This window comes from uncultured Planktosalinus sp. (assembly GCF_963973675.1).
Lineage (GTDB): Bacteria > Bacteroidota > Bacteroidia > Flavobacteriales > Flavobacteriaceae > Planktosalinus.
This window is the reverse complement of sequence record NZ_CAXBAN010000245.1, coordinates 1-4,151: the sequence shown is the minus strand read 5'-3', so window position 1 is coordinate 4,151 and position 4,151 is coordinate 1. Positions and strand designations below refer to the sequence as shown.

Below are 4,151 nucleotides of genomic sequence, written 5' to 3'. Positions count from 1 at the left end.
CTCCATCTTCTGAAATAAATACCTTTAAAACGCTCGTGGTTGCTATTGCTACTTTATCTGGGTTTACGGGATGAATTGCTATGGAATTAATATTTCCTCCAAATCCTGATAATTGTTGCCAGTTACCACTTCCTGATGTTGTTTTATAGAGTTGACCGCCTCTTGATGCATACATCACTTCCGGATTGCTTGGTGCAATTTTAAGATGATCGGCTGAACCACCTAAAAATTGTGAAATGGCTGTCCAGGTTGAACCGCTATTTTGTGATTTGTAGATACGGTCATAACCAAGATAAAGTGTGTTTGGAGCTATCGGGTCTTGTTCTAATGGAGTCACCCAGTTTCCTTGTCCGGGACCCGGTTCATTAATACCGGAATAAGTAATTCCACCATTTGTTGTTCTGTATAATTGGCCAAACTGAGTTGTACCATACATAATATTGGTGTTGTTTTTATCAATAAAACTTTCCATCCCATCAGCCCCCAACCAATCTCTCCAACCTTGACTAGCAGTGTAAAAAGATGTTCCATTGTCCTGGGAGCCACCAGAAACCACTACAGGGGTTGTTTGAGAAATTCCAATTTTATAAAATTGTCTGATTCCCAATCCTTCAGTAATGTCAGTATAATAGTCTGAATTTATTGTTGTGGTGTTGGTCGCTTTAAAAATTCCACCATCTGTTCCTGTATAGAGGGTATTACCATAAAACTGAATGATATCAACATCTGCGTGATTATAACCGATGTTATTTGCTGATGCGGTTCCAGGAACCCAATGGGATGTTATTGAAAAAGTTTGACCTCCGTCTGTTGACATCCACGTATGAATGCCTGCAATATGAACTTCATTGCTATTGATTGGGTTTACTGCAATGTCCATATCCCTGGGTGCCTGACCGGAAGTGTCATCTGCTACTAAACTATATCCAAAGTAATTATTAGAGCCATGATTGAGTTTTAAAAAAGTTTGGCCTGTATCGTTTGATACATAGAAACCATTAAACCTTGATTCAAAGGCTTCAACTACATAAACTATCTCAGGATCGTCTTGAGAAACTCCAATCATTTTTGCTCCAGTATTGTCAAAACCTGACAATACCGAAAATGTATCTCCACCATCAATTGACTTATGAAAAAATAAGCCAGAAGCAAAAACAACATTAGGGTCATCTTGTTTAAATTCAATATCATAACCCCTGCTATCAGCAATTACACTAGTCCAGGTTTGTCCGCCGTCATTTGATTTGTAAACACCGGAGTTTTGTGAGCTGGCAAACATAATGTTTGTATTCGTAGGATGAATTAATATTTTATTAACCAATGAATTCCCTGCTGAGCCTGTTTGCTGCCATGTAGCTCCACCATCTATTGACTTATAAATTCTACCCATGTTAGATCCAAAAAAATAAACGTCTTCATTGTCTGGTAACATGGCAGTTGAGTACACAAAAAGATTCGAATAATAATCGGTTAGAGGCAACCAGTTTAGACCACCATCAATTGATTTCCAAACGCCACCAGTTTCTGCTCCAATAATTATATGATTTTCATTATTTTCATCAATTGAAAATGCAGTGACTCTACCTACTCCGGGATTCCAGCTTGTAGTTGCGTTCCAACTTACCGGTCCCATTTCTTCCCAGTTATCATTTAAAAAATTCCTGTTTGCCTTTTCATTTAAAGCGTTATTAAACTCTTGCAGTTCCTCAATATAAAATTCCGGTGCTTTAAGATAGCCGGACTCATCCATCATTCTTAAAGCCATATATTCCCATCTTTTGTATTGCTTATCCCCTGAGCCCCTGCCCTTGGGTTTATCCTGAAAAAAAGCCTCAGCAATTTGTTGTACATCTGCTACTTTATGGGTTCCCTCATCTATCATTAATTGATATTCAGCCTGGGCATTTGAAGTCGTTAAATTCAGAAAAAATGCTATTGACAAAAATAACACTACATTAATTTGTTTCATGCTCAATTTTTTTACCAAAAGTAAAAAAATTAATTACCATTAGTGAACAATATTTGTACTTTTATGCCTTCAATTTTATCGACTTACAAATGCAACCATCTCATATTCTCCTGCTTATTCTAAGTTATTTTGGCGTTTTGCTAATAATCTCACATTTCACCAATAAAGATGGAAGCAACGCAGACTTTTTCAAAGCCGGAAAGCAATCCCCTTGGTATTTGGTTGCCTTTGGAATGGTTGGTGCCTCACTAAGTGGTGTTACTTTTATCTCGGTGCCCGGATGGGTGGAGGCTTCACAGTTTGGGTATTATCAAGTTGTTTTAGGGTATATATTAGGGTATGCAGTGGTTGGCCTTGTTTTACTACCACTTTATTACCGTTTAAATTTAACTTCCATTTACACCTACCTTGGGGACAGGTTTGGAAAAGTTTCACACAAGACAGGGGCTTCATTTTTTCTATTATCACGACTAATTGGCTCAAGTTTTAGACTGTATCTGGTAGCTGTAGTTTTTCAAACCCTCATATTTGACGCAGCAGGTTTTCCGTTTTGGGCGACTGTTTCTATCACCATTTTGTTTATTTGGCTTTATACTTTTAAAAGTGGAATCAATACGATTGTATGGACAGACACTCTTCAAACTCTTTTTATGTTAAGTGCTGCAGGTATAGCAATTTATTATTTATCAGATAGTTTAGGAATTGCCGGGAGTGATTTAATTGGTTTTGTGAGCGATAGTGAATTGTCAAAAATGTTCTTTTTTGATGATTTTAAAAGTGCCAACTTCTTTTGGAAACAATTTTTAAGTGGTGCATTTATAACTATTGTTATGACTGGTCTTGATCAGGACATGATGCAAAAAAACTTAACATGTAAAACGTTGAAGGATGCACAAAAAAACATGTTTTGGTTTACTGTTGTTCTAGTAATAGTTAATTTAATATTTCTTGTTTTGGGTCTTTTACTAATATCATTTGCACAAGAAAACAGTATTAGTGTGGAACGGCCCGACCTTTTATTTCCAACTATCGCTACCCAATCAGGTTTAGGTTTAACAATGGCAATCTTTTTTTGTTTAGGATTAATAGCAGCAGCATTTTCAAGTGCAGATGGAACATTAACATCCCTCACTACTTCATTTTGTATCGATATACTAAATATTGAAAAGAAATACAGCCCCGAAAAACAATTAAAAGTCAGAAAGCAGGTTCATAAAGTTGTTGCATTGGTTTTCATAGTTACCATGCTCATTTTTGAATACATCATTAAAAATGAAAGCGTCATTGAACGCTTGTTTACTTTTGCAGGTTATACTTATGGACCTTTGCTGGCTCTGTTTGCTTTTGGTCTATTTACAAAATGGAACGTGAAGGATAAGTGGGTTCCTATCATAGCAATTCTTTCGCCAATTTTGTCATATATCATTAGCGTCAATAGTTCAATATGGTTTGGTTTTGAGTTTGGATTCTTTATCCTTATTTTAAATGGCTTCCTTGCCTTTATGGGGTTAGTATTGATTCGTTCCAAGGAGTACTAGTGTACATGCAATTTCATACTTAATACCTTTTTCAGTTAGAATTTTATAAAACTCCTGGTTTTCTGTTCCAGGATTAAAAATCACACGGTTTGGTTTCAAATCCAAAACATATTCATAATATTCCACTTGTCTTTGAGGGTTCAAATACAGTGTGAGAGTGTCAATTTTATTAAAAGGAATTTTTTCAATTTCAATATTAACACCTGCAACTTTTCCTTTCTTCAAACCTATTGCTACAACTTCACATTGATTATCAACTAATTTATTAATCGCCAAAAAAGAATACCTTGATGGATTTGTACTAGCTCCTAATACTAATGTTTTTTTATTCATAATGTAAAGTTAAATAAATTAAGTAAGTGTAACACTTTTTAAAAAGAATCGTCTTTAAATTAGAAATATATTTCGCTTTACCCAAAAAATTTACGTTGATGGTTAGTGTTAATTTTCGTGGTAAAGCAAAACTCGGGGTTAATACCCCGAGTTTACATTTGTAACGAGATTAATTTTGTTAATTTTAAACAAACTTGTAACAAAACCAAAAAATTAAAGTCATACAACCAAACCTTGTTTTATTAATTTAAAAGCTCTCATCAAGCAATTAGGTATAACAAGGTATTATTTTAAACCAATTTATTCATCAA

The 4,151-nt window shown here is 35.0% G+C and carries 2 protein-coding genes and 1 pseudogene; 1 reads left to right on the top strand and 2 read right to left on the bottom strand.

What is annotated here, in order from left to right:
* Nucleotides 1–1,969, bottom strand: a pseudogene (locus AACY61_RS09780) (hypothetical protein); the annotation flags it as partial.
* 89 nt (nucleotides 1,970–2,058) lie between these two features.
* Between AACY61_RS09780 and AACY61_RS09775 the strand changes: the two are divergent.
* On the top strand, nucleotides 2,059–3,507 hold the full coding sequence (locus AACY61_RS09775; protein ID WP_339611390.1) for a sodium:solute symporter: 1,449 nt from the start codon (nucleotides 2,059–2,061) through the stop codon (nucleotides 3,505–3,507).
* Here the strand turns inward: AACY61_RS09775 and AACY61_RS09770 are convergent.
* A complete protein-coding gene (locus AACY61_RS09770) occupies nucleotides 3,478–3,840 on the bottom strand; it encodes a CoA-binding protein (protein WP_339611389.1) in 363 nt (120 codons plus the stop codon). The two genes, AACY61_RS09775 and AACY61_RS09770, sit on opposite strands and share 30 nt — an antisense overlap.
* Between the last annotated feature and the right edge of the window lie 311 nt (nucleotides 3,841–4,151).